Annotated in this window: 20 protein-coding genes and 3 pseudogenes; 7 read left to right on the top strand and 16 right to left on the bottom strand. The window is 74.7% G+C overall.

Going from position 1 to position 24,842, the window contains the following annotated elements; genetic code table 11:
- Positions 1 to 434 precede the first annotated feature (434 nt).
- Together ACIF8T_RS31830 and ACIF8T_RS31825 are read left to right on the top strand one after the other, a co-directional pair.
- Complete coding sequence (locus ACIF8T_RS31830; protein ID WP_400039805.1) at positions 435 to 1,739, top strand: MFS transporter; 1,305 nt, start codon at positions 435 to 437, stop codon at positions 1,737 to 1,739.
- A 389-nt stretch (positions 1,740 to 2,128) separates the two neighbouring features.
- On the top strand, positions 2,129 to 2,605 hold the full coding sequence (locus ACIF8T_RS31825) for a DUF6083 domain-containing protein (RefSeq protein WP_400039804.1): 477 nt from the start codon (positions 2,129 to 2,131) through the stop codon (positions 2,603 to 2,605).
- Positions 2,606 to 2,967: 362 nt separating this feature from the next.
- Here the strand turns inward: ACIF8T_RS31825 and ACIF8T_RS31820 are convergent, their stop codons facing one another.
- The gene (locus tag ACIF8T_RS31820; protein ID WP_400039802.1) at positions 2,968 to 4,485 is read right to left on the bottom strand and encodes an MFS transporter; all 1,518 of its coding nucleotides are present in this window, start codon (positions 4,483 to 4,485) and stop codon (positions 2,968 to 2,970) included.
- A 177-nt stretch (positions 4,486 to 4,662) separates the two neighbouring features.
- Here ACIF8T_RS31820 and ACIF8T_RS31815 point away from each other — a divergent pair, with 177 nt between their 5' ends.
- A complete protein-coding gene (locus tag ACIF8T_RS31815) occupies positions 4,663 to 5,922 on the top strand; it encodes an SLC13 family permease (protein WP_400039865.1) in 1,260 nt (419 codons plus the stop codon).
- Between the two features lie 68 nt (positions 5,923 to 5,990).
- Here ACIF8T_RS31815 and ACIF8T_RS31810 read toward each other — a convergent pair.
- The 3 genes and pseudogenes from ACIF8T_RS31810 to ACIF8T_RS31800 form a co-directional block, all read right to left on the bottom strand.
- Positions 5,991 to 7,125, bottom strand: a pseudogene (locus ACIF8T_RS31810) (IS630 family transposase); the annotation flags it as partial.
- A 36-nt stretch (positions 7,126 to 7,161) separates the two neighbouring features.
- Positions 7,162 to 7,494 carry a glyoxalase superfamily protein gene (locus ACIF8T_RS31805; protein WP_400039800.1) on the bottom strand — a complete coding sequence of 111 codons (333 nt, stop codon included), beginning with the start codon at positions 7,492 to 7,494 and terminating at the stop codon, positions 7,162 to 7,164.
- A gap of 254 nt (positions 7,495 to 7,748) precedes the next feature.
- Positions 7,749 to 7,960, bottom strand: a pseudogene (locus tag ACIF8T_RS31800) (hypothetical protein); the annotation flags it as partial.
- A 403-nt stretch (positions 7,961 to 8,363) separates the two neighbouring features.
- Between ACIF8T_RS31800 and ACIF8T_RS31795 the strand changes: the two are divergent.
- On the top strand, positions 8,364 to 9,566 hold the full coding sequence (locus ACIF8T_RS31795; protein WP_400039798.1) for a heparin lyase I family protein: 1,203 nt from the start codon (positions 8,364 to 8,366) through the stop codon (positions 9,564 to 9,566).
- Between the two features lie 221 nt (positions 9,567 to 9,787).
- On the opposite strand, the gene ACIF8T_RS31790 is transcribed toward ACIF8T_RS31795, so the two are convergent.
- The 3 genes from ACIF8T_RS31790 to ACIF8T_RS31780 all read right to left on the bottom strand — a co-directional run bounded on the left by ACIF8T_RS31790 (position 9,788) and on the right by ACIF8T_RS31780 (position 12,205).
- Positions 9,788 to 10,558: a GNAT family N-acetyltransferase gene (locus ACIF8T_RS31790; protein WP_400039863.1), complete on the bottom strand. Its 771-nt coding sequence runs from the start codon at positions 10,556 to 10,558 to the stop codon at positions 9,788 to 9,790.
- A 231-nt stretch (positions 10,559 to 10,789) separates the two neighbouring features.
- Positions 10,790 to 11,656 carry a potassium channel family protein gene (locus ACIF8T_RS31785; RefSeq protein WP_400039796.1) on the bottom strand — a complete coding sequence of 289 codons (867 nt, stop codon included), beginning with the start codon at positions 11,654 to 11,656 and terminating at the stop codon, positions 10,790 to 10,792.
- A 192-nt stretch (positions 11,657 to 11,848) separates the two neighbouring features.
- Entirely contained in the window at positions 11,849 to 12,205 is a 357-nt protein-coding gene (locus ACIF8T_RS31780; RefSeq protein WP_400039794.1) for a CAP domain-containing protein, read from the bottom strand.
- Between ACIF8T_RS31780 and ACIF8T_RS31775 the strand changes: the two genes are divergently transcribed.
- The gene (locus ACIF8T_RS31775) at positions 12,192 to 12,623 is read left to right on the top strand and encodes a hypothetical protein (protein WP_400039792.1); all 432 of its coding nucleotides are present in this window, start codon (positions 12,192 to 12,194) and stop codon (positions 12,621 to 12,623) included. The genes ACIF8T_RS31780 and ACIF8T_RS31775 overlap by 14 nt on opposite strands.
- A gap of 598 nt (positions 12,624 to 13,221) precedes the next feature.
- Here ACIF8T_RS31775 and ACIF8T_RS31770 read toward each other — a convergent pair.
- From ACIF8T_RS31770 to ACIF8T_RS31760, 3 genes are all read right to left on the bottom strand, one after another.
- Positions 13,222 to 13,983 carry a ZIP family metal transporter gene (locus ACIF8T_RS31770; RefSeq protein ID WP_400039790.1) on the bottom strand — a complete coding sequence of 254 codons (762 nt, stop codon included), beginning with the start codon at positions 13,981 to 13,983 and terminating at the stop codon, positions 13,222 to 13,224.
- Between the two features lie 105 nt (positions 13,984 to 14,088).
- Positions 14,089 to 14,988, bottom strand: coding sequence for an NAD-dependent protein deacetylase (locus tag ACIF8T_RS31765; protein ID WP_400039788.1), 900 nt, complete (start codon positions 14,986 to 14,988; stop codon positions 14,089 to 14,091).
- Positions 14,989 to 15,110: 122 nt separating this feature from the next.
- Positions 15,111 to 15,716, bottom strand: coding sequence for a TetR/AcrR family transcriptional regulator (locus tag ACIF8T_RS31760; RefSeq protein ID WP_400039786.1), 606 nt, complete (start codon positions 15,714 to 15,716; stop codon positions 15,111 to 15,113).
- A 195-nt stretch (positions 15,717 to 15,911) separates the two neighbouring features.
- Here ACIF8T_RS31760 and ACIF8T_RS31755 point away from each other — a divergent pair, with 195 nt between their 5' ends.
- Entirely contained in the window at positions 15,912 to 17,741 is a 1,830-nt protein-coding gene (locus ACIF8T_RS31755; RefSeq protein WP_400039784.1) for a protein kinase, read from the top strand.
- Here the strand turns inward: ACIF8T_RS31755 and ACIF8T_RS31750 are convergent.
- From ACIF8T_RS31750 to ACIF8T_RS31740, 3 genes and pseudogenes are all read right to left on the bottom strand, one after another.
- Complete coding sequence (locus ACIF8T_RS31750) at positions 17,647 to 18,054, bottom strand: helix-turn-helix domain-containing protein (RefSeq protein WP_400039782.1); 408 nt, start codon at positions 18,052 to 18,054, stop codon at positions 17,647 to 17,649. The two genes, ACIF8T_RS31755 and ACIF8T_RS31750, sit on opposite strands and share 95 nt — an antisense overlap.
- Before the next feature lie 143 nt (positions 18,055 to 18,197).
- A pseudogene (locus ACIF8T_RS31745) lies at positions 18,198 to 18,419 on the bottom strand (cupin domain-containing protein); the annotation flags it as partial.
- Between the two features lie 129 nt (positions 18,420 to 18,548).
- Positions 18,549 to 18,848, bottom strand: coding sequence for a hypothetical protein (locus tag ACIF8T_RS31740; RefSeq protein WP_400039780.1), 300 nt, complete (start codon positions 18,846 to 18,848; stop codon positions 18,549 to 18,551).
- Positions 18,849 to 19,306: 458 nt separating this feature from the next.
- On the opposite strand from ACIF8T_RS31740, the gene ACIF8T_RS31735 reads away from it, so the two are divergent.
- A complete protein-coding gene (locus ACIF8T_RS31735; RefSeq protein ID WP_400039779.1) occupies positions 19,307 to 19,621 on the top strand; it encodes an STAS domain-containing protein in 315 nt (104 codons plus the stop codon).
- 22 nt (positions 19,622 to 19,643) lie between these two features.
- On the opposite strand, the gene ACIF8T_RS31730 is transcribed toward ACIF8T_RS31735, so the two are convergent.
- The 3 genes from ACIF8T_RS31730 to ACIF8T_RS31720 form a co-directional block, all read right to left on the bottom strand.
- Complete coding sequence (locus ACIF8T_RS31730; RefSeq protein ID WP_400039777.1) at positions 19,644 to 19,955, bottom strand: STAS domain-containing protein; 312 nt, start codon at positions 19,953 to 19,955, stop codon at positions 19,644 to 19,646.
- Positions 19,955 to 24,118, bottom strand: a complete 4,164-nt coding sequence (locus ACIF8T_RS31725) for a SpoIIE family protein phosphatase (protein ID WP_400039775.1) — start codon at positions 24,116 to 24,118, stop codon at positions 19,955 to 19,957. Before ACIF8T_RS31725 ends, ACIF8T_RS31730 begins: the two co-directional genes overlap by 1 nt.
- A gap of 247 nt (positions 24,119 to 24,365) precedes the next feature.
- Positions 24,366 to 24,821, bottom strand: coding sequence for a hypothetical protein (locus ACIF8T_RS31720; protein ID WP_400039773.1), 456 nt, complete (start codon positions 24,819 to 24,821; stop codon positions 24,366 to 24,368).
- Positions 24,822 to 24,842 lie beyond the last annotated feature (21 nt).

Below are 24,842 nucleotides of genomic sequence, written 5' to 3'. Positions count from 1 at the left end.
CACGCCCGGGACGAAGTCCGCGGTGAGCGCGCCGCCGGCGGGCGTGCTCCCGGCCGGCCGCGACGGCCGGCTCCTTCCCGGCGGTGGGAACGGCACGGTGGAGGCGGTCACCGACGGCCCGGTGCCGGTCCGGCGGGAGACCCGGGACGGCGCGCCCGCGGAGCACATCCGGCCGGTGCACGCCACCGCGACCGGTGAGCGCGGGACGAGCGCCGCGAGGACCTCCTGCTCCGCTCCCCGCGCGACGACGGCACCGCGTGCGGCACGGCGTACGGCTCCGTGGCCCCCGCCGGGACGGACGGCACGACGGCACGAGTCGGCTTCACCACCGGCACCCCGAGGTGCTGCCGGCCGGGCCCACGCGCGGGCGACCGCGGCGGCTGCTGCGATAGTGACCTCCCGACAGAAAGATGTAACGAGCACCCAGGAAGCGCGTGGACACCAGCGAGAGCAGCACCCCGTCCGAGGCCCCGGCCGAGAAGGACCCGCAAGCAGAGCAGGCGCGCCGCGGCTGGCGGCGCTGGGCGATGGACACCCGTCCGCTGCGGCGGCCCGCCTACCGCAGGCTGTGGTCCTCCACCATCGTCACGGCCGTCGGCAGCCAGCTCACCGCCGTCGCCGTGCCCAAGCAGATCTACGACATCACCGGCTCCTCCGCCTGGGTCGGCTACGCCAGCCTCGCCGGGCTGCTGCCGATGGTGGTGTTCGCGCTGTGGGGCGGCGCGGTCGCCGACACCATGGACCGGCGCAGGCTCCTGCTGATCACCAACACCGGCATCGCCGTCACCTCGGTCCTGTTCTGGCTCCAGGCCGTCGGCGGACTCGACTCGGTGGCCGTGCTCATGGTGCTGCTCGCCGCGCAGCAGGCGTTCTTCGGCCTCAACGCGCCCGCCCGCAACGCCTCCGTCGCCCGGCTGGTCCCGGCGCACGAGCTGGCCGCGGCCAACGCCCTCGGCTCCACCGTCATGCAGACCGGCCTGGTCGCCGGACCGCTGCTGGCCGGCGCCCTCATCCCCGTCATCGGCCTGCCCGAGCTGTACCTGATCGACGCCCTCGCCCTGTGCGTCACGCTCTGGGCCGTCGTCCGCCTGCCCGCGCTGCCTCCCCTGACCGGTTCGACGGCCCGGCGCGCCGGGGTGCGCGAGATAGCCGAGGGCTTCCGCTACATCGCCCGGCACAAGGTCCTGCTGCTGTCCTTCCTCGCGGACATCATCGCGATGGTCTTCGGCATGCCCCGCGCCCTGTTCCCGCAGCTCGCCGCCGAGACCTACGCACCGTACGGCGAGGGGCTCGCGCTCGGCCTGCTGTTCGCGGCGATCCCCGTCGGCGCCCTGCTGGGCGGCCTGTTCTCCGGCACCTTCTCCCGGGCCCGCCGGCACGGCTGGATGGTCATCGGCGCGGTCGTCGCCTGGGGCGCGGCGATCGCCGGCTTCGGGCTGAGCGGCAGCCTGTGGCTCGCGGTCGTCTGCCTGGCCGCCGCCGGGATCGCCGACATGGTCTCCATGGTCTTCCGCGGAGCGATCCTGCTGTCCGCCGCCACCGACGAGATGCGCGGCCGGATGCAGGGCGTCTTCACCGTCGTGGTCGCGGGCGGCCCCCGCCTGGCCGACGTCCTGCACGGCACGGCCGGCGCCGCCTTCGGCCCCCGCGCGGCCGTCGCGGGCGGCGGCCTCCTGGTCGTCGCCCTCATGCTGGGCCTCGCGGCGGCCGTACCGGCCCTGCGCCGCTACCGCATCTGAGGACACCGCCTCTCACCCCGCGTGGCGGGAGGCGGCCGGGGGCGGTGCGCCGTCCCGCGCGTCGTGAGCCCGTGGATGCCGAAGATCCTCGCGGCGCCCGCCCGCCCGCCCGCCGGCCCGGCAGGACGGCTGCGGAGCGGCGACGCCGTGCGACACGGACGGACAGGCCGCGCAGGCGGTCGTGTACCTGCCGGCGTCCGACGAGGCGTTCCCCGACCGTCGGGCGCGCGAGCGGGTCGCCCGCCCGGCGGACGTCACCCGCGCCCCGCCCGCGCGCGTGCGGAAGCCGGCTCCTCCGTACGCCCGCCCCCGTGTGCCCCGTCCCTCTGCTCCTGGTGCGCCCGGCCTACGCCCTGTCCCTTCCCGCGCGGGCCTCGCACGCTCAGGGCATGGGGTACACCGACAGCATCGTCCCGTTGCCCGGGCCGGGCCCGGACGGATCCCGGCAGCCGCCCGTCGGCACACCGCAGCCGTGGAGGACCACCGACCGCGCCCAGGCCCGCCGCGACGGCGCCACGGGCCCCGAACCACCCCGCCCCCCGGTCTGCCCGCGGTGCGGACTCACCGGGGAGCGCAGGCCCACCTACACCGGGCAGCACGTCCTCCTCGAACCGCGCCTCACCGTGCCCGCCCACCTCGTCCCCGGCGGGCACCGGTGGCACCTGGACGGCGACGGCACCGCCTGGAACGGCGGCCTGGACGAGCCCCCGCCCGGCACGACGTGCCGCATCCCGCACCAGCTGGCCTGCCCGGGACTGTCCCTGGACGAGCTGCAGCCGTGGCGGTGGCTGACCGCCGTCCGTGAGCACAACGCCCGCCTGGCACGGCAGGAGGCCTTCCCGGACACGCTGCCGGACGTCGGCTGACCGCCGGGCCGCGGCGCGTCCGGCGTGCGCCGTGTCCGTATCCGTATCCGTATCCGTATCCGTGGGATGCGCGGCGCTGCGGACATGGCGGTCGGATCACCGGGGCGAGAAGACTCGGTTCCACAGGGAGGACCGGCGGAACCGAGCAGGGAGGACCGGCGGGTGGGCATGACGACGGACGCGATCTCGACGGCCGGGACACCGGCGCCGGACACCGGGCCGGCGAGGGCGTCCCCCACCGCGTACCGGGCCCGGTTCCGCACCACGGACCGCCCCCCGCCCGCGGAGGACGCGCCGGGCCGGTCGTACCTCAGGCCCGTCGGACGAGGCCCGTCGGATGAGGCTCGTCCTCCGGCCGCCGGTCAGGACTGCCGGGCGTGCACCGGGTGGTGGGCGACCTCGTCCGGGCACGGCCGGCCCGGACGGCGCGCGCGCCGGTCCCGCCGGCAGTCGGACACCGCGAGGGCCAGCGACGCCGCCATGCCGACGAGGGCGGCGCCCAGCGCGGTGACGACGGCGGCCCGGTAGTCGTCACCCGAGCCGAGCACCAGGTAGTACAGGCCCGGCAGGGCCGCCGTGCCCACGGCCGCGCCGAGCCGCTGCCCGGTCTGCAGGGCACCGCCCGCCGCACCCGCCATGCGCACCGGCACGTCCCGCAGCGTCATCGTGATGTTGGGGGAGACCACGAACCCGCCGCCGACGCCGCCGAGGAACAGCGCCGGGGCGGCGATCCAGGCAGCGGTGTCCAGGGGCGCGAAGCGGAGCAGCAGCGCGGTGCCGCCCAGACCGACGATCACGCCGGCGAGGCCGCACACGGTGAGCAGCCGGCCGAACCGGTCCACCAGCCGCCCCGCGACCACGGCGGCGCTCGCCGACCCGAGGGCGAACGGTGTCACGGCCAGGCCCGACCGCAGGGGGGAGAAGCCGAGGCCGTGCTGGTAGAAGAGGGCGAACACCAGCCAGACGCCGCTGAAGCCGATGAAGTACAAGGTGCCGACACCGGCGCCCACCGCGTAGCCGCGCACGGTGGTGAACAGGCGCGGGTCGAGCAGCGGCTCGGCGTCCCGGGCGACGAGACGGCGCTGCCACCGGACGAACAGGGCGAGGACCGCGGCGCCCGCGGGGAACAGCCACCACAGGCGGCCGATGCCGCCGGACTCCGCCTGGACCAGCGGGTACATGACGGCGAGGACACCGAGGCCGAGGAGCAGGACGCCCGGCAGGTCCACGTGCCCGCGCCCCGAACGCCGGGTGCGCGGCAGCAGGCGGCGGCCGAGCAGGACGGCGAGGACGCCGAGGGGAACGTTGACGTAGAAGATCCACCGCCAGCCCTGCGGCCCGGAGGCCAGGGCGAGGAGGGAGCCGCCGACGATCGGGCCCGCGGCGGAGGAGATGCCGACGGTCGCGCCGAAGAAGCCGAAGGCGCGGCCGCGTTCGGCGCCGCGGAACAACTGCTGGATCAGCGCGGAGTTCTGCGGTGCCATGAAGCCGGCCGCCAGACCCTGGGCCAGGCGCGCCGCCACCAGCAGGGTGATGTCGGGGGCCGCTCCGCAGGCGGCGCTGAAGAGCACGAAGCAGCCGAGGGCCAGGAGGAAGATGCGCCGCCGGTCCAGCGCGTCGCCCAGGCGCCCGGCGGTGACGAGCGCCAGGGCGAAGGTGAGGGCGTATCCGGACACCACCCACTGCACCTGCGCGGGGGAGGCGTGCAGGTCCCGCTGGATCGTGGGCAGGGCGACCGCGACGATCGTCACGTCCAGCAGGCTCATGAAGCCGGCCACCAGGGTGACCCACAGGGCCCGCCACCGGTGCGGATCCGGCTCGTACCCGTCATCCCCGGCGCCCGGCCCCCGGCCGCCTCCCGCCGACGTCGACGCTGTCACTTGCGCTCCTCTCACCAGGGCACGCTCCGGCGCACCAGGTTCCCCCGCCCGGACGCCGGCACACACCCCGGCCGGCGACCGGAACGCCCGGCGGGGCGCGCACAGGGAACCCGCCCGCTTTCCGTCCCCCCGGAGGCCGGCCGTGGCCCGGTGCGAACCGTGCCACCCGGGTATCGGATGATCTACGACGTGCTGTTCACCTTCCTGTCCGTCGTCGCGCTGATCGTGGTGCTGGCCGGTGCTGTCCTGCGCCGGTCGGGGTGGTCGGAGGCGGTCCTCGCGATACCCGCCGCCGCGCTGCTGGTCGCCGTCGGCGCCGTGCCGCTCGACCATGTGCGGGAGGAGGCGGCCCGGCTCGGGCCGGTGATCGGGTTCCTGGCGGCTGCCCTGGTGCTGGCCAGGCTCTGCGACGACGAAGGGCTGTTCCGGGCCTGCGGCACCTGGATGGCCCGCTCGGCGCGGCGGCGCCCCGAGCGGCTGCTCGGTGCGGTCTTCGCACTGGCCTCGGCGATCACGGCCGCGCTGAGCCTGGACGCCACCGTGGTCCTGCTCACGCCGGTCGTGTTCGCCACGGCCGCGCGGATGGGCACGAGCCCCCGCCCGCACGCCTACGCGAGCGCCCACCTGTCGAACACGGCCTCCCTGCTGCTCCCGGTGTCCAACCTGACCAACCTGCTCGCGTTCACCGCCACGGGGCTGACCTTCACCCGCTTCGCGCTGCTGATGACGCTGCCGTGGCTGGCCGCCGTCGCCGTCGAGTACGCCGTCTTCCGCCGCTTCTTCGCCGCCGACCTGGCCGCCCCGTGCGCGTCGGACGAGGACGCCGAGCCCGTCAGGCTGCCGCTGTTCCCCCTGCTCACCGTCGCCGCGACCCTCGCCGGCTTCGGTGTGGCCTCGGCCTGCGGCGCCGACCCGGCCTGGGCCGCGGCGGCCGGTGCCACGGTGCTCGCGGTCCGTGCCCTGGCCCGCCGGCACACCACCCCGGCCGCCCTCGTGCGCGCCGCGGCCCTGCCCTTCCTCGCCTTCGTCCTGGCACTCGGGATCGTCGTGCGCGCCGTCGTCGACAACGGTCTCGGAGGACTGCTCGCCGGCCTCCTCCCGCACGGCACGTCCCTGCCCGCCCTGCTGGGCACCGCCGTCCTGGCCGCCCTGCTGGCGAACGTGATCAACAACCTGCCCGCGGTCCTGGCCCTCGCCCCGCTCGCCGCCGCCTCCGGCCCGGGGGCCGTCCTCGCGGTCCTCCTCGGCGTCAACATCGGCCCGAACCTCACCTACGCCGGTTCCCTGGCCACTCTGCTGTGGCGCCGCATCGTTCACCAGCACGGTCACGACGTGCGGTTGAGGGAGTTCACGGCCCTCGGCGCCCTCACCGTCCCCGCGGCCCTGCTCGCCGCCACCCTCGCGCTGTGGCTCTCGCTGAGGGTCGTCGGCACGTAGCGCCGGGCCGGAGGGCTCACGCCTGGGGTGCCCGCGGGCGGGAGGGCGCCCGAGCAGGCGCCTTGCCGCGACGCCCTGTCGACCACGGCTCGTAGCCGTTGATCGTCAGCGTGACGGTTTCGCCAGATGATGTAGCGGCGGATCATGCTGCCCTGCTCCTTGTGGCTGGCGTGGTCGGTGCCGTCGAGGGTGAAGTAGCGCAGGGCGGTGAACTGGGTCTCGATGCGGTTCAGCCACGAGCTGTTCGTAGGCGTGCAGGCGAGCTCGACGTTGTTGACCGCGGCCCGGTCGCCGACCCGGCTGTCCCTCTTCGTGGTCAGGTGCGGGGAGAAGTTGTCGAGCACGATCGAGATGCGGATCTCCAGCGGGTAGAGGCTGCGCAAGTAGCGGCAGAACTCCAGGAATCTCGTCCGGTTCTTCTTCGGCTTGATGTGTCCGTAGAGCCTGTCCCTGCCCAGGTCGTAGGCGGCGAAAAGGTGCCTGACTCCGTGCGAGCGGGTGTAGGTCGCCCGCCTGCGAGGCCTCGGCTCCCGGTCGGGATCCCTGTGTCGTCCGCCGCGCTCGGCCCACTGCCGACCGGGGTGGGGCTGGAGGTTGAGCGGACCGAACTCATCGAGACAGAAGACGACTTCGGGCTCGCCGTCCTCAGGTATGACCTCGCCGTCAGCAATCGCGTAGAGGTGCTCGACGCGGGCCTTCTTGGCCGCGTAGTCGGGATCGCGGGAGGTCTTCCAGGTCTTTGTGCGTTGAAAGGACATGCCCTCCTCGCGGAGCAGGACCCGTAGGTCCTCGTGGCTGATGTCGTCGACCACCCCCTCGGCGACCAGGAAGTCGGCCAGCTTGGCCGGGCTCCAGGTCGAGAACGGCAGACCGTGCCCGGCCGGCCTGGACTTGGCGATCTTCTTGATCTCGCGCTGCTCGGGCAGGGCGAATGTCCTGGGCCGACCGCCCTTGTACTTCGGGTAGTGGGGAGTCGAAGCCGTCCGCGTTGAAGTTATGGATCACATTCCGGACCCGATCCGCGCTGGTGAATGTCACCTCGGCGATCTTCGTCACCGGCATGCTCTGCGCGGACAGCAGCACCGTCTGGGCCCGCCGCCAGGTCACCACCGACCCACTGCCCCGGCGGATGATCCGCAGCAGGCGCTGCCCCTCGTCGTCACCGATCTCGCGGATCTCGCGGACGCGTACTCGCTCAGCCACCAGTACAGCTTCCCTGCCGCGCACTGCCGGCGAGCGTCATCCCGGCGGCGTGCCGATCCGCAGCCGGTTGCCGTCAGGGTCGTGCAACTCAATCTCACGCGCCCACGGAGCATCCTTCGCCTGCACCCCGAACTCGGAGGCGACGGCCTCGACATCACGAACGCGGAGGTAGACCAACGTGTCGGGACGGGCATCGCCCTTGTGCTCGGACAAGAACAACCGCACCCCGCCCCGGGCGACCTCGACGAACGCGGGAAATCCCGGTTCGAAGCGGTGCTCCCACCGCTTGGCGAAGCCCAGCCGCTCGTACCAAGCGACCGCCGCCGCAGCGTCCTCGACGCGAAGAATGGGAATGACTTCCTCGTCCATGGCGTCATCGTCGCAGACCACCCAGGGCGAACGTTGCCTGATACGGCACTAGGTGTCAGATGTGCAGTCTGTAGAAGGAAGCCCCGTCATGGCCTCGCCGGGGCCGACCACAGCAGTCACTCCGGGATCAAGTCGCGCAGGTTTTCGAGGGTGACGACCCGGGACCCCGGGTGCAGGCCGTCGGGGCGTTCCAGACCGATGTACGTCACGGGCTCGTCCGGGGGCGTGGCGCCGTCCCACAGCGTGACCCGGGTGGCGCCCTCGGTCATCCCCGACAGGTGCTCCAGCAGCTCCGCCGACAACTGGAAGCCACGGACATCAGCGCGGCGTCGAACTGCCGCGCCGCGATGTCGCCTTCGCCGGCGGGGCCCGTGGGGGAGGGGAGGCGGTGGGTGTGCCGGACGACCGACGACCCGAGACTCTGAGTCGTGCGGGGGATGGTCGCAGAGCCGTGCGAACGGTGCATGAGGGTTTCGCTTCCCCGGTCGCTCGGTCGCTCGGTCGCTCGGTCGCTCGGTCGCCCGGCTGCCCGGCCGCCCGGCCCGCGGCCCCAAGTGTCCCGGCAGCGCGGCGTCCGCAGGGCTGAGGCCGGTGTCTGTCCGCCGCCGGGGCCGGCCGCACCGTCACCGGCATCGCTGCCCGCGGTGCCGCGGCGGGCCGTCGTCCACGCCTCGTCGTGCAGCGGGTACGGCCATCGGAGGAGACGGCGTCGGCCGTCGGGCGGTGGTGCGGGCCGTGTCCCGGATGCTCCCGCGCGCCGTGCGCCCGGCCCTTGTCCACGACTCCCGCCGGGGGAAGAGTCGGGGCCCGCACGCCGACCACGAGCCCGGGCGGCCGTCCGCCCGGGCGTTCCGCGAAGGAGCTCCGCCATGAGCAGATCGCGCCCCAGAGCGTGGATCCTGGTGATGGTCACGTCCATGCTGATCGCCGGGATCGCCCTGTCGCCCGCGCGGCCGGCGTGGGCCGACCCCGCCGGTGTCCAGCGCACCCTCGACTGGGAACAACCGGCCGACCGCACTCTCCCGGCGACGGCACCGCCCGGCTTCACCAAGCAGTGGGGCACGTCGTACGGCGCCACCAACGTCACCGGACCCACGCGCGACGGCTCCCACGCGGCACGCTTCGAGCTCCGCAAGACCGACCCGGTCGTCTCCAGCAGCAAGCGGGCGGAGATATCGCAGCGCGACGAGCAGCCGGTCGACGCCGAGCGGTGGTACGGCTTCAGCATCAACCTGGCGACGACCTGGGCCCATGACACCTCGGCCGAGATCGTGAGCCAGTGGCACCAGTGCGACGTCGGCTGCCCGGGCGGCTCACCGCCCCTGGCCCTGCTGACCGACGAAGGACGCTGGAAGATCGACTTCCGCGGCCAGTTCATCGACCTGGGCGCGTACACCACCGGTGTCTGGGTGGACTGGGTCTTCCACGTGACCTGGCGCACGGACAGCGCCGGCCTCCTGCAGGTCTGGAAGAACGGCGAACGCGTCGTGCACCGCACCGGCGCCACCCACGGCGGCGGCCCGCGCTCGCCCTACTTCAAGTTCGGCATCTACAAGTGGGACTGGAACACCGGCGCCCCGTCCAGCACCACCCAGCGCGTGATGTACTACGACGCCCTGCGCCTGGGTGACGAGCGCGCCGTCCACCAGGACGTCACACCGCAGCGGACCTGCGCGCGGGCCGTGCCGGTGGCCGCCGCGTCCGCCACCACGTACGAGCCGGCGAACCCGCCCGCCAACGCCGTCGACGGCAACCTGTCGACCCGCTGGTCCGGCCAGGGCTTCGGTGCCGCGCTGATCCTCGACACCGGTGCGTCGCGCCACCTGTGCGGCGCGGCCGTGGCCTGGCACCGCGGCGATCTGCGGTGGAACGACTACACCATCCACGCGTCCCAGGACGGTGTCTCCTACACCAAGGTCTGGGAAGGCAGGAGCTCAGGGACGACCACCGCGCCGGAGACGGTCCTCTTCACCCCGGGACCCGTGGACGCCCGCTACCTGAAGATCTCCTTCTGGGCCAATCCCGAGAACGACTGGGCGAGTATCACCGAAGCCGGCCCCCTCGGCCTCTGACGAGCGCGCGCCGACCGGGGCCCGTGCCGCGGCCCCGGAAGGCGGGAGGCTCGGGCCGGCGGCGGGCCCCGGCGATGCCGCCCACCCCGGGACCGCCGGCCCGACGACCTCCTCGCACCACCGGCATGCCGTCGCCCGGCCTTGGAAGGCCGGGCGACGGCATCACGAGGTGCCGGGCGACGGCGCGCGCACGGGGCACGCCACGGGACACGCCACCGGTGTCAGCCCGCCAGGGTGAAGAAGTGCAGGGGGGAGTTCGGCTCGAAGCCGATCCGCGGGTACACGGGCGCCCCGGCGGCGGTCGCGTGCAGCGTGGCCCGGGTCAGTCCGGTGGCCCGGCCCCCTTCGTGGAGGGCCTTGCGGGTCACGGCCTCTCCGTACCCCCTGCGCTCCCAGCGCGGGTCCGTGGCCACCAGGACGACGAAGAGACGGCCGTCCGCCTCCACCGCCCCGGCACACGTCACGGGAACGCCGTCCCGCAGGCCCAGGTAGGCGTGCACCTCCTTCTTCCACAGCGCGGAGCCCACGAGTCCGTCGCGGCCGTCCTCCAGGGGCATGCCGTAGGCCCGCGCGTTGAGGTCCGCGTAGGCCTGGAGGTGCGCGTCCGTGCGGACCCGCACGAACGTCAGGTCCGGGTGCGACGGGTCGGGGAGGGGCAGCAGGTCGCCGGCCATCCCGGTGCCCGAGAAGGCGTGCGCCAGGCCGGCCCGCCCGGCCGCCTCCATGAGGCCGGTGCGCGCGCCGGCGTCGAGCAGGTCCTCGAACACCCACAGGAACCCCGGCCGCCTCTTCGACCGCATGAGGGCCGCCGCCCGCCCCAGCCGTTCCGCCAGCAGGCTCCCGTCCGCCCCGGCGTCGGTGAGCGTGACGCAGTTCCAGAAGGCGAACCGGCAGTCGGCCCAGCGCACCGCGATGCCCGGCAGGTCCCGTACGTCCGCGTCCGGATCCCGGTCGAGCGCCATGCGGCGCCACACCGTGGCGAGCTGCTCCATCGATTCGACCGCGTCAGCGGGGTTCCTCGTCACCTGGGCTCCTTCGTCGGTCCGTCGCCGGGGACATCCCTGCCCAGCGGAACCGGCGAAGCATCCCGGGAACGTGCGGTCCCGCCCCTGCCGGCAGGCAGCGGCGGGGGCCGCGGAGACGACCGCGCGGACCACGGCCACGCCCGCGTCGGCGGTGCCGGAGGCCGTGCGGCCGGCCGGGAGCGGGACCTGCCGCGGGGCTCAGCCGGTGCTGTGGTCGCGGGCGTAGGCGGCCAGCACCTGCTGCGGGGAGCCCTCCGTGTGCAGGAAGCGGGCGTCGAGCACGGCGGCCAGGTCCTCGAGCGCCGAGGTGAGCACGGACGCCGCGAGCCGGGTGCCGGCGCCTCGCGCCGTCCGTCCCCGCTCGGCCAGGTCGGCGGCGCAGGTGATGGTCCGGGCCAGTGAGGTGTCGCCGTGACCGTCGTGGAAGTAGTAGGACTCGGGGTACTGGGTGAAGTCCACGCAGACGCGGGTGACCTCCTGGGCGAGACCGTCCAGGATCGCCGCCCCGGTGTCGGAGTCCAGCTGCTGCGGCGTCGCACCGGCCCGGCGCAGGTGGCGGATCCGCAGCGCCAGTGCCCGGCGCCGGGCCAGCGCGGGATAGATGCCGAGGATCCAGGAGACCGTCGCGGTCAGCAGCGCGAAACCCACCAGGGCTTCGAGCGGGGCGACGACGCGCAGCCAGCCGGCCGCGGGCGCGATGTCCCCGAGGCCGAGCGTGGCGAGGACCACCAGGGAGACGTAGAGGGCGTCCACCGGGCCCGCGTGATCGGCCGGGTCCAGCGAACTGGAGAAGGAGAACGCCTCCGGCAGGTGCGGCCAGTAGACCAGCGCCCACCCCACGGCCACCCCGCCGGCCCACATGACCACCACGCAGACCATGCCGAGCGGCCCGACCAGGCCGGCCGCCCCCCGGACCGCCCGGCTCGGGGGCAGCAGCCGCCACAGCCCTGTCATCACGACGCGGCTCAGGCCTCCGTGCCGGGTGGGATGCCAGAGCGTGTGGAACACATCGCGCAAGATGATCAACACCACGGCGGCACCGGTCAGCGTGACCAGCCAGTCCATCCGTCCTCCTCCACGCCGGCAGCGCTCCGGCCGGCCAGGTCGGCCCGGGCGGTGACCTGGGGGAACGGCTCCGGCAGTGCTCGTCGGTCGACGTCGTTTCCCAGGCTTGTGTGCCCTGGATCCCCTGCTTGCCACCAGGAAGCAGGGGACGGGGCCAGGGGAGGAGTCCCGGGGGTGCCGGCGTGCCGTGGCCTACCGGGCGGTACCGAAGTCCTGGGTCCAGTAGTCGCCGGGCTGGGCGAGACCGACGCCGATCTCCTTGAACGCGCAGTTGAGGATGTTGGCCTTGTGGCCGGGGCTGGCCATCCAGCCCGCCATGACCTGCTCGGGAGCGGCGTAACCGTAGGCGACGTTCTCGCCGTAGGTGCTCCAGTTGTAGCCGGCGCGCGTGATCCGGTCACCCGGGGCGGAGCCGTCGGAGCCGGTGTGCGACATGTTCCGGTGCGCGGCCATGTCCTCGCTGTGTGCCTGCGCGGCCTTGGTCAGGGTCGCGTTCAGGGTGACGGGGGAGCAACCGGCCTTGCCGCGTTCGGCGTTGACGAGTTCCACGACCCGGGCGACGGCCCCGGTCGCCGGGGCGGCGGCCTTCGGGGTGCTCGGCGGCGCGGGCGTCGCCGAGGGCGGGGCGGTGGTCTGCGGGGTGCCGGCGGACGCGGTGCCCGTGGGCTTCGGCGCCGTGGGCTTCGGCGCCGTGGGCTTCGGCGCCGTGGGCTTCGGCGTCGTGGTCTTCGGGGCCGTGGTCTTCGGGGTGCTTGCCGCAGCGGCCGGAGTCTTCGACGCGGCCGGGGTCTTCGACGCGCTCGGAGTCCTGGATGCGGTCGGGGTCGTGGACGCCGCCGGGGTCGTGGACGCCGTCGCAGTGGGTGCGCCGCTCTCGCCGCGGCGCCGGTCGCGGTCCCACGTCCGGTCCTGGTCCCGGTCGGCGTCGGCCGCCCGGTTCCAGGTGTCGTTCCGTTCGGCGCCGTAGGCCTGTTCTCCTCCGCCGCCCTGCCAGTCGGCACAGGCCATGGCGGCGGACGGCACGCCCACGGCCCCCGCGGCGACAAGCGCGATGATTATTCGACGGTGCCTCTTCTTGCGATGCTTCGCCATGCGTGACCTCACTCCGTGATCGCCGAGCGCCCTCGTGTGGCTGGCAGTGCGCAGAATCCGGTCCTGAACTGCGGAAACGCCCTGCGGGTCGTCATTCTTAGGGCGGCCGCACAACTGATCGCAAGGAGTCGCGGTACTACCGTGCTTCGTAGTCACGGGCGGCCCTTGCCAAGGGCTCGGGGGCGGTGCCGGACCGGCGTGCACGGCGCTTCGCGGGCCCTGCCGCTCCGTCAGACGCCCCTGAGCCCCGGGAAAACGGGTGGGTTCGTCCGCCTGCCGGAGAAGGGCCGGCCCGGGTCCGACGAGCGGCTCGGCCAAGCCGGACAATTCCCCAATGTCCCAAGAAGGGCTTCTACTATGCCCAGCGCCTAGTTCCCGCAGCAGCTGTGAGGGATGTCACGGGGCGGTCGCCGCCGGCCGGCCCGCGGGATCGGTTCCGTACCGGCGCCGCCCCGGCGGGACGAGGTCCGCGGTCAGACGTGGGAGAGGGCGAAGGAGACGAGGAAACCGCTCACGGTGATCAGGCCGATCGCGAGGTGGGCGTCTTCGAAGGCCTCGGGGATCATCGTGTCGGCGATCATCGCGAGGATCGCTCCGGCGGCGACCGCGGTGACGGCGGCGATGACGGCGGGGGAGAACCCGCCGACCACGGAGTAGCCGAGGACCGCCGAGAGGGTGCTCGCCGCCGCGATGGCGCCCCACACCCCGAAGACGTAGGCCTTGCCGCGGCCGGCCTTCTTCATCCCCGCCGAACTGGACAGCCCCTCGGGGACGTTGCTGATGAACACCGCGGCCACGGTCACCAGACTGACCGCTCCGCCGTCGAGCAGGCTCACGCCGATGACCGCGGACTCCGGGACGCCGTCGAGCAGCGCCCCGAGCGCCAGCGCCAGCCCCGAGCCGCCCTGCTGGGCCTCCGACGGCTGCGCGTGCGCCGGCAGCCGCCCGGAGCGTTTGCGGTGCCGGGCCCCGCGGCGGGCCAGCCACACGTTGCCCGCGGTGTAGGCCGCCGCCCCGGCCAGTGTGCCGATGGCCGCGGGAGCGAGCCCGGCCTCCTCGTAGGCCTCTCCGACCAGCTCGAAGCTGACCGCCGACAGCAGCACCCCCGCGCCGAACGCCATCACCGTCGCGATCACCTTCTGCGGGACCCGCAGCCCGTACCCCAGCACCGCACCGAGCAGCAGCGCCGAACCCGCCACCAGCCCCCACAGACCCGCCTGCACCACTTCAGCCATGAGGCCCTGGTACCCCGGCGGGGGCCCGGGTGACCGGCCGGAGCCGGCCGCGAGGGCCGCGCGCCGGGCGGGGAGCGGCGCCCGCGGGGCGTACGCGCGTCCCGCTCAGGCGGCCGGCCGGCCGTCGACGGGGATGCCGAGCCGGTCGGCGACGGTGGTCAGGGCCGTTCCCAGCGGGAGCGCGACGCGGGTGACGGCGTGCCGGTCGCCCCGGGTCGGGTCCCGGTTGACGATGAGCACCGGCTTCCCGGCCTGGGCGGCCTGGCGGACGAACCGGAGCCCGGACATCACCGTCAGCGAGGAGCCGAGGACGAGCAGCGCGGTCGCCTCGCGGACTAGCCGGCGGCAGTGCTCGACGCGCTGGGGCGGAACGGCCTCGCCGAAGAACACCACGTCCGGTTTGAGGATGCCGCCGCAGACCGCGCAGGGCACCACGCGGAAGTCCCCGACCTGTTCGTCGGTGAGGTCGGCGTCGCCGTCCGGGTTGATGCCCGCGGCCACCGGCGCGAAGCCGGCGTTGGCCTCCTCCAGCCGCCGGGCGAGTTCGCGGCGCGGGCTGAGGGCGCCGCAGGACAGGCAGACGACCCGGTCCAGGGCCCCGTGGAGTTCCACGACGTTCGCGCTGCCGGCGGCCTGGTGCAGACCGTCGACGTTCTGGGTGATCACACCGGAGAGCAGGCCGTGCCGCTCGAACGCGGCCACGGCCCGGTGCCCGGCGTTGGGACGGGCCCGGCCGAAGGTGCGCCAGCCGAGGTGGCTGCGCGCCCAGTACCGGCGCCGGGCCCGGGCGCCGGCGGTGAAGTCCTGGTAGGTCATCGGGGTGTGCCGGCTCAGGCTCCCGCCCTCGCCCCGGTAGTCGGGGATGCCCGACTCCGTGGAGATGCCCGCCCCGCTGAGCACCAGCACACCGCCGCCGCTCAGCGCGTCGGCGACCGGTCCCAGGTCCGTGGTGGCCGGCGGCAGGTCCTCGGTGGGGGTCCAGCTCAGAGTGGGGCGCATGCGCATGCCGCCAGGGTACGGAACGGGCGGCCGCCGATCCCCGGAGGCCAGGGCGACGACCGGAAATCCGCGTCTTCTCCTCTTACGGGGGCCGGGGGCCCGTTACGGGGGCCGGGGGGCCCGCGCGGTCACGCGGGCTCCGCGCGCACCGCCCGCCAGATGCGCTCCGACAGGACCCGGGCGACGGTCTCGTCGAGGTCGACGTCGTGGACGCCGGAGAGCCGGCGGCGGGCCAGGCCGACCACCGGGCCGAGGATGAGGGTCTCCAGCAAGGGCACGGGCAGCGGGGCGAGTTCACCGGCCTCGATGCGGGGCCGCGCCCAGAGGGCGAACACGGAGACGGTGGGCTCCTGCGCGTCCCGCACCGCCTGGCCGTCTGCCATCAAGCGCTGGTCGGCGCGCGGGGAGTGGACGAGCTGCGCCGCGCCGGGATGGTCGCGGACGAACGCGAAGTAGGTCTCGACCACGGCCCGGATCCCCTCGCGCGCACGGTCGGTTCCGGTCAGCGCGGTCACCATCTGGCCCAGCAGGCGGCCCGTCCAGCGGTCCGTCAGTGCGGTGAGCAGCCCGTCGAGGCTGCCGAAGTGGTGGTAGAGGCTTCCCAGGCTGACGCCGCTGGTGCTGGTGACGGCGCTGACGGTGACGCCCTGCTCGCCCGACTCCGTGTAGAGGCGGAGCGCGGCGTCGAGGAGCAGATCGGCGGTGACCTCGCCGCGGTGCTGCTTGGGGCTCATGGACGTCCTCGCATCGGCACGTGGCTGGAAAGCTGCGGCGAAAGCAGATTCTAGAGTCATTTTCTAGAAACTCCTTACAATCCTAGCGGGGCTGCCGCAGACTGGCTCCCGTCGGGTGTGCGCGTCCGTCCGTGCGGAGGGGGACGGACGGGCGGCCGCCCGCGATCGGACCGCGCGACGAGGAACGGGGCAGACGTGGCAGAGCCGGACGGCGGCGGGGCCAAGCCCCTTCAGGACGGGGACCCGCGCCGGATCGGCGGTATCCCGCTGCTGGGCCGTCTCGGGCCCGGCGGCATGGGGCGGGTGTACCTCGGGGTGTTCGAGGGCCGGTACGTCGCCGTCAAGCAGGTGCTGCCCTCCGTCATGACCGAGGACGCCGGATTCCTCCGCCGGTTCGGGCACGAGCTCGACAACCTGGCCCGGCTGCCCGCGGAGGCCACCGCGCCGCTGCTCGCCGCCGACCGTGACGCGCGGCCGCCGTGGTTCGCCACCGGTTACGTGCCCGGCCTCACCCTGCGCGAGGCGGTCGACGTCCACGGGCCGCTGCCCGCCGACGCGTTGTGGCTGCTGCTGCGGGAGGCGGCCGCCGGACTGGCGGCGGTGCACGCCCTGGGCATGGTGCACCGGGACCTCAAGCCGTCCAACGTGATGCTGACCCTCGACGGCGCCACCCTCATCGACTTCGGTGTCGCCCGGGCCGCCGACCAGAGCCGGCTGACCGCCACCGGACTGGCGGTGGGCACCCCCGCGTACATGTCGCCGGAACAGGCCGTGGGGAACGGGGCTTCGAACGCGGCGGTCGACGTGTTCGCGCTCGGCTCGGTGATCGCGTACGCGGCGGCGGGCGCACCGCCCTTCGGGGAGGAGCCGCTGCACGGCGTGCTCTACCGCATCGTGCACGAGGAACCCGACCTCGCCTCGCTGCGGGCCCTCGACGCCGGGCTCGCCGAGGTCGTCGCGAGCTGCCTCGACAAGGACCACGAGGGCCGTCCGACCGCCGCCGAACTGGTCGGCATCGCCGAGGCCCACGGCCCCTTCACACCGCCGCTGTGGCCGGCCGCCGTCGCGGGTCCGCTGGCCGAGCGGGCCGCCTTCGCGGCGACGGTGCCGGATCCGGACCGCCTGCCCGGGCCCGGGCCCGAGTCCGAGTCCGAGTCCGGCCCCGAACCCGCCCCCGGCCCCGCCGGGCCGGGGAAGCGGGAGCGGCGCCGCCGCACCCGCGTCGTGCTCGCCGTCGTCCCCGTCGTCGTGGTGGCCACCGGGACGACCCTCGCGATCCAGCTCCTGCCGCACACGTCCGACTTGTCCGCCGGGGCGCGGTCCACGCCGTCCGCGTCGACCCCGGCCCCGCCCGCCCCCACACCGTCCGCCTCGGCGCCGGCGGGAAAGAAGCCGGACACGGCGTCGTCCCGTCCGCCGTCCGAGGGCGGGGACCGCACCGACCGGGACGACGCCCGTGCCGCCGGCGGCTCCGCGGCGGGGGGCCGCGACGCGGACGGCGGTGACTCCGCGGGCGGTGCCGACGACCCGGCCGGTTCGGGAGGAACCGGCACGACCGGTGGACCGGACGGTTCCGGCGGGACCACCGGATCCTCCGGTTCTCCCGGGTCCACCGGCACGAGCGGATCGGGCGGCGACTCCGCGGACCAGGGCTCCTCCGGCCCCGGCCGCTTCGCTCTGCGCAACGGCGAGCGGGGCGAGTGCCTCGTCCAGGTCTTCAACAGCACCGACACCGGCTCCTGTACGGACCCGGCCGCGTCCTGGACGTTCCGGAGCGCGGCGGACGGCGCGGTGAAGATCGTCAACGGGTCCACCGGCGCGTGCGCCAGTGCCGCCATGAACGGTCAGGCCGTCTTCACCGGGGACTGCGCCGCCGGCGGCACCGCCCACCTGTGGCGCCCCGGCTCCGGCGGCACCCTGAGGAGCGTCTTCAACGGCGGCTGCCTCGACCTGGCCTTCGGCTCGGGCGTCTCGACCCGGACGTGCGCGGCGGGGACGGCGTCCCAGCGCTGGACGAAGGCCTGACGGCGCGGCAGGACCCGACCGGGCGGTCGGCGAGGCGCGGGGGCGGGGCGGCGGACGGGTCCCATCCGGCCCGCCCTGCCGCTCCCGGGCCGCGGTGATCACTCGGCCGGGTGCCGCGCAGCCACTTGAACGCCACGCCCAGCGCGAAGACGTCGGCGTATCCCACCTTCCTGGCGAGCGCGCTCACCGTGTGGCCGGTCTCCCGCAGCAGGGTCGCGGCCAGGGCGATCCGCCGGCCCGCGAGACAGGACGTCGGAGGTCCGCCGACCGGCGCGGTGAACCTCCGGGCGAGCGCCGCCCGTGACACCCCCACCTCGGCCGCCAGGCCCGCCACGGCCCACGGTCGGCCGGTCGGGCGGGCGTGGCGTGCAGCAGCCGCGGCGCGGCGCCCACGACCGGGTCGTCCAGCGCCCGGCACCAGGCCGGGGTGTCGGCGTCCGGGGCGTCGAACCAGCCGCGCAGCGCGCCGGCCGGCGTCAGGTCCAGGAGCCGGTCCAGCGCCGGCTGCCGCCCCGGCCGGTCCCGGGCGACCTCCTCGGCCACCGCCTCCACCGACGGGTACGGGCTGTCCTCGGCCGGCACCACCAGCACGGCGGGCAGGGACGCCCGTGTCTCCGACGGCGTGCGGCGCGCCCTCGGACGCCCGCCGCGGACCTTCGCCGCGTTCGCCGGGGCCACCGCCGCCGCGGCCGGCCGGCCTGACCGTCGCGGCCGAGGGCGTCCCGGCGGCCGGGACCACGATCGCGTGCGGCGCCCGGGCCGGCCGAGGCCGGCACCGTCTCCGGCGTCATCCAACGGCTGCGCCGCTCAGCCCGTGGCCGGAGGGAACATCACCGGCTGGTCCTCGACCCACGGGTCGAACACCGCCAGGCGCCGGGCGGCCGGCGGGTGGAAGGCCGCCGGCCGGCCGGCGATCCACGGATCCGTGGGCAGCCGGGCGGTGTCGTCACCGTGGGTGCGGGGACCGCCGGCCTCCGTGGTGCGAACCGGATGGTGCTCCGCCGCCCGGGGAGCGGCCGCCACGGCCGAGCCGCCTCCGACCGACACCGCGCCCGCGGCCACCGCGGCGCAGACGCCCGCCGTCGCTGTCCGTCGCGTCAGCTTCACGATCTTTCCTCCTTGCCGGACCGTCACCCCGCGGCCCGGACCGTCACCCCGCGGCCCGGACGGACCACCGCGTCGTGGGCCCTGCCGCCGCGCGGAAGCACCTGGCTGCCGCGCCCACCCGCCCGCCCTCCCCGCACACCCGGCACCGGAAGTCCGCGCTGTCGACGGTGCCCGTACGCGGACGGCGGCGGCTGTCACGAGCCCGGCTCCACGACCCCGCGCGTCGGCGTCACCGGCCGGTCGGCGGCAGCCTGCGTCGACCCGCCGCTCACCGGGTACTCCTCCGGCCGCGGCCGCCCGCGGCGGCCGTCCACCGGCCCCGCCGCTGATGAGGCCGCCGGTTCGATGTGAAGAGGATGAGGTGTTCGTGAAAAGCGGACGGAGCTTGCCCAGTAGTCTTGCCGAAGGGGGAAACCGGTGGGTGCTGTACGGAACGAGGGGGTAGATCGGTGCTCCAAGTGAGCGAGCGCGAGGGCGACCGGACCGTGGCGGAACTGCCTGAGGACGTGGACCTGTACACCACGGCGTCCCTGCGCGTGGCCGTCGAACGGGTGATCGACGAAGGCTGCCGTCATCTCGTCCTGGACGCCTCGCGCACCCAGCACCTGGACTCGACCGGAGTGAGCGCCCTGGTGGGCTGGTACCACCGTCTCGAACGCAACGGGGGCACGCTGGCCGTGACCGGGCTGAACGACGGCCTGCTGCGGATGCTCACCATGCTGGGACTCGACACCGTCATGACGCTGGAGCCCGGCACCGCCCCCTCCTCCTGAGGCCTCCCCGCACCGGCGGACGTCACCGCGGGGGTGCGCCGGAGGCGGGCGCGCCGCGCACGGGGACGAGCTCGGCGAGGCCCGAGACTCTCAGCACCGGCGTCAGCAGGTCCGTGGCGATCAGTTCCAGGTGGCCGCTGTGCGCGAAGAGCACGCTCAGGCCCGCACTGTCGAGGTACTCCACGTCGGTCAGGTCGACGACGACCGGCCCGGAGGCCTCCTCCAGGCCGGTGGCGAGGATCCCCGCGTTGGCCTGGTCGATCTCTCCGGCGACCGTCAGGAGCACCTTGCCGTCGGCGTCCCGTCCGGCCGTCAGGGTGAGGGAAGTGGTCATCACGGAATCCTCGTGTGCATGTTGACGACGGTGCCCTGGGTGCCCGGGGCTATGGTGACCTGCTGCATCAGCGCCTCCATCAACCGGATGCCACGCCCCCGGTGCTGGTTGAGTTCCGGCTGCGGCACCTTCCACCGGCCGCTGTCCGCGACGGTGAGGTGCAGGGCGTGGGCGCGGACCTCCGCGCGCAGGCGGATGGTCCCGCCCGGCGCGTCGCGGTGGCCGTGCTCGATCGCGTTGGCGCAGGCCTCGCCCGCCGCCACCAGGACGTTCTGCGTGAGGTACAGGGAGAGACCGCTCGTGCCGAGCCATTCGCGCAGGGCCTTGCGGACCGGGGAGAGCTGGGCGGCGTCGGCCGGGAAGGCCACCTCCAGCGGCGCGGGATGGCGGTACAGCAGGACCGCGACGTCGTCCTCGTAGCCGCCGTCCGGTTCGAGGCGCCGCATCAGCTCGGTGGCCAGCTCGTCCACGGACAGGTCCTGGCCCTCCCGCAACGCCGCACCGGCCTGTTCGATGCCCGCGGTCAGGGAGCGACGGCGGCGTTCGACGAGGCCGTCGGTGTACAGCAGCAGCGTGGAGCGAGCGGGCAGCGTGCAGACGCTGTCGGAGCGCTCCCGGCCCGGGCGGACGGCCAGCGGCAGGGAGGAGCCCTCGTCGAGGAGCCGGCTGGACCCGTCGGGACGGACCAGGATGCCCGGCGGGTGCCCCGCGCTGGAATAGGCGAGCTGTCCGGTCGCCGGGTCCAGGACACCGCAGAAGACGGTCGTGCACACGGCGCCCGGGAGGTCGGCGGCGAACCGGTCCAGCGCCATGAGGGTGCGCGCCGGGCTCGGCTCCCGCAGCAGCAGGGCACGGCAGGCGCTGCGCAGCTGCCCCATGATGCTGGCGGCCTCCAGCCCGTGGCCGACGCAGTCGCCGACGACGATGCCGATGCGGCCGTCGGGCAGCGTGACGGTGTCGTACCAGTCGCCGCCCACCTCCAGGGGCCGGGCGGCCGGCTCGTAGCGGACCGCGAACCCGGTGGGGAGCAGGGCCGGGCCCAGGATCGCGCGCTGGAGGGCGACGGCGGTCTCGCGCTGCTGGTCGATCTGGTGCACGCGGACCAGCCCCTGGGTGAGCCGCCCGGCCAGCAGGGTCAGCAGCAGCCGGTCCTCGTCGGTGAACGGCCTGCGCTCCCCGAGGTCGATCCACAGGGCCAGCGGGCCGTCGGGGTGTTCCAGGACGATGCCCGCGCCGGACCGGTCGGACAGCGGGGTGAGCGGGGGCCGTTGCCGCAGGTCGGTGAGGAACCGGCGGCGGTCGGCGGGCAGGTCCTCCCAGGTCAGACCGGGGTCGGTACCGGTGAGGACGGGATCTTCCCCGTGGCCGAAGACGCCGGCCACCACGTGCCGCGCCCGCCACAGGTCCTTCAGCGCGTGCAGCGCGCCGGCGAGGGCGTCGGACAGGCTGGTGGCCTCGGAGAGCCGGGTGCTGAGCGAGGCCAGGGCGGTGTCGCGCTGGACGGCGTAGTGCTCGGCGGTCACGTCACGGAACGTGCCGACGATCACGCGGTGCCCGGTGTCGGGGTCCTCGGCGTGGTTGAACAGGGCGCTCACCCACAGCCGATGCCCGTCACGGTGCCGCACGGGGATGGTGTAGGAGCCGTGGGGCCTGCTCGTCAGCCGGGTGAAGGCGGCCTCGACCATCCGGTGCGCCTCGGGGTCGGTGTCGGCGTCCGGCCACCACGGGTGCACGGGCCGGTAGGGCAGGCCTTCGGGGCCGTACCCGAGGACCTCCGTGAACGCCGCGTTGATCTCCACGACGGCGCCCTTGTCGTCGCAGACGAAGAAGGCCTCCTGGAGGGAGTCGATCAGGGCGTTGCGCCACCGCAGGTGATGGGTGCGCAGCCGCGCCAGTTCGACGTTGGTGCGGACGCGGGCCAGCAACTCGGCGGCGGCGAACGGCTTGACCAGGTAGTCGTCGGCGCCGGCCCGCAGGCCCTCGATGGAGGCCTCCTGCCCGGCCCGCGCCGACAGCAGCAGCACGGGCACGGAGGCGGTCCGCGGGTCCGAGCGCAGCGCCGACACCAGCGCCAGCCCGTCCAGGCCCGGCATCATCACGTCGCTGACGACGAGGTCGGGGGAGTCCGCCCGCACGGCGTCCAGGGCGCTCATGCCGTCGGTGACGGCCGAGACCTGGTACCCGGCGTCCTTCAGGAGCCGGGTGAGGTAGTCGCGCATGTCGGCGTTGTCGTCGGCGATCAGCACCCGCGCGGGGAGGGCGGGGCCCGCCGCGGGCAGGGCCGGGGCGGGCCCGGGCGCCGGCACGTCGGTCCCGGCCGCGTTCCGGGCCCGCTCGCCGGGCAGCCACCGGAGCGCTTCCTGCAGGTACGGCTCGGCGGAGCCCGAGGCGGTTCCCGTCGCACCGGCCGGGACGACGGCCTCGGCGGGCAGGTGCGCGCTGCCGAACGGCAGCAGGACGGTGAACCGGGTGCCCAGCCCCGCGGTGCTGTCCGCGGTGATCGTGCCGCCGTGCAGGCCGACCAGCTCCTTGACCAGCGCCAGGCCGATGCCGCTGCCCTCGTTGGACCGGGCGCGCACGTTCTCGATCCGGTGGAACCGCTCGAACAGCCTCGGCATCTCCTCGGCCGGGACACCGATGCCGGTGTCCGCGACGGTGACCTCGGCGTGCCCGTCCACGGCGCGCACGGTGACGCGGATGCCGCCCTCGAAGGTGAACTTCAACGCGTTGCTGAGCAGGTTGAGCATCACCTTCTCCCACATGCCGCGGTCGACGTGGACCGGCCGGCCGAGCGGCCGGCAGTCCACGTCGAACGCCAGTCCGGCCCTGTCGACGGCCGAGCGGAAGACGCTGGCCAGCTCGGCCGTGACCGCGGCCAGGTCGACCGGCTCGTAGGTCGCCCGCATCCGCCCGGCCTCGATGCGGGAGAAGTCCAGCAGCGCGTTGACCAGCTTGCCCAGCCGCAGCCCGTTGCGGCGGACGACCTCCAGTTCCTCCCGCAGCCGCGGGTCGTCCAGCGGCTGCGCCAGCACCTCCTCCAGCGGCCCCATGATCAGCGTGAGGGGGGTGCGGAACTCGTGGCTGATGTTGGAGAAGAACGCCGTCTTGGCCCGGTCCAGCTCGGCCAGCTCCTCCGCCCGGCGCTGCTGGGCCTGGTAGCTGCGCGCGCTGCCGATGCCGGTCGCCACGTGCCCGGCGAGCAGTTCCACGAATCCGCGGTAGGCGTCGTCCAGCGGCCGGTGCCGGTTCAGCCCCGCCACCAGGAAGCCGTACGGCGAGTCGCCCTGCCGCAGGAGCGGCACCACCAGTGCCTGGGCCGGGGGCTGGGACCAGGCGCCGGCCGGCAGGGCGTCGTACCGGCCGTCGTCGAGCGCGACGAGGACGGACTGCGCCCGGGCCGCGGCCGCCACGGGCCACGGACCGTCCGGTCCGCCGGGTGCGAGCACCCGCGGCGCCGCCGGATGCCCGGCGGCGATGCCGGTGGCGGCGGTCAGGTGGGCAAAGCCGTCCTCCCGGAAGAGGTAGGTGCAGGTGAACGGCAGGTCGTGCGGATTGCGGGCCAGCTGCCGGGCGGCGAAGTCCAGCATCTCCGCCTCGGTGCGGACCACGCTCGGGTCGGAGCCCAGGTCCCGCAGGGTGGCCATGCGCCGGTCGCCGATGACCCGGGTGGTCTCCTCGCTGACCACGCACAGCATCCCCACCACCGTGCCGTCGTCGTCGCGCAGCGGGCTGTAGGAGAACGTGTGGTAGGTCTCCTCGCGGTAGCCGGACCTCTCCAGGAACAGCAGCAGCGCCTCGTCCCACGTGGCCTGTCCCGTGGTCAGGACCGTGTCGATCCGGGGGCCGATGTCGTCCCAGATCTCCGCCCACACCTCACTGGCCGGCCGGCCCAGCGCCCACGGGTACTTGCGGCCCAGCGTGTCGCGGCGGTAGGCGTCGTTGCAGAAGAACGTCAGGTCCGGACCCCAGGCCATCCACATGGAGAACCGGGACGACAGCAGGATGCTCACCGCCGTCCGCAGGCTCTGCGGCCAGGTGTCCGGCGGCCCCAGGGGGGTGGCGGCCCAGTCCACCGCCGCGAGATCCCTGCCGACCGCGTCGTCGGCGGAGAAGACCCGGGCACGGTCCGGTCCCCGGTGCCCGTCCTCGTGCCGATCTGCCATGCGCCGCCCTCTCGTCCCGCCGTCCTACGCGCTTTCTGCCCCGGTCGGCGGTGATGATGCCCGGCACCGGCCCGCCACCCGACGCCCGGTCGGCGGTGATGATGCCCGGCACCGGCCCGCCACCCGACGCCCGGCGCCGTCCGCGCCCCCTCCCCGCGCCGACGCCCGGAGCCCGATCGCCTGCCGGCCGCGTGCCCGGGCCGGGGCGTCGGAGGACGGGCGTGCGAGGCGTGCCGCCGGCCCGCGCTCACGGCCCGCGCAGCACGTTCCCGTGGACTCCGGCGCGGGGGAGCGGAGCGCGCGGCGAGCGGCCGCGTGCCGCCCACCAGACCAGGGCGGCTCCCGCGAGCGCACCGAGGACGAGACGGCCTGCCGGCGCTCCGGCCGCGAACCGGGCCCGCCCCGCCCGGGGGGCCGCTGCCGCCGGAGGGCGGAGAGCGGTGATCCCCGCGCGCGGTGAGGGCGCTTCGGCCTCCTGCGACAACTCCAGGAGGATGCGCCGCCAGACGCGCTCCGGGGGCGCGGCCGCCGGATCCGCCGTACCCGTGCCGCGTGCGGCGGCCACCATGCGGGTCAGCGCCCGGAGTTCGTCCCGGCAGCGGGCGCAGGCCGCCAGGTGCTGCAGCGCGCTGACGTCCGCGTCGCTGGAGGCGGCGTTTCCCAGCGACAGTTCCACCAGGTGTGCGGGCTCGACGTGGGCCACCGTACTCTCCAGTTCCGCGAA

The organism is Streptomyces sp. NPDC085946, from assembly GCF_044540485.1.
Lineage (GTDB): Bacteria > Actinomycetota > Actinomycetes > Streptomycetales > Streptomycetaceae > Streptomyces.
The sequence above is the reverse complement of the archived record's forward strand: the minus strand, read 5'-3'. Positions and strand labels throughout refer to the sequence as shown.